The sequence below is a fragment of the Pseudomonas sp. 2822-15 genome, assembly GCF_002742515.1.
In the GTDB taxonomy this organism is placed as follows: Bacteria; Pseudomonadota; Gammaproteobacteria; order Pseudomonadales; family Pseudomonadaceae; genus Aquipseudomonas; species Aquipseudomonas salomonii.
The window spans coordinates 1-233 of record NZ_LJRY01000437.1 but is presented as its reverse complement, the minus strand read 5'-3'; the positions used below and the strand labels follow the sequence as shown (position 1 = coordinate 233).

The 233-nt window shown below is 37.8% G+C and carries 1 protein-coding gene; it reads left to right on the top strand.

The features are described 5' to 3' along the window. A partial coding sequence (locus AOA59_RS31725) for a 50S ribosomal protein L11 methyltransferase (protein WP_178076327.1) occupies positions 1-233 on the top strand: 233 nt, incomplete at both ends.

The following is a 233-nucleotide window of genomic DNA, read 5'->3' as shown; positions in this document are numbered from 1 at the left end:
AGCTTCTTCAGTACTCGCAATCGACCTTGACGAAGTTGCAGTAAAAGTAGCAGATATTAATGTGAAGTTAAATAAATGCCAAGAAGCAGTAAAAGTACAACAGAGTAATTTAATGGACAAAGTGGATATGCAACCAGATTTAGTAGTTGCCAACATATTAGCTGATGTAATTGTTCTTATGACAGACGACGCTTTTGCAGCACTACGACCAGGAGGTACTTTCATTACTTCAG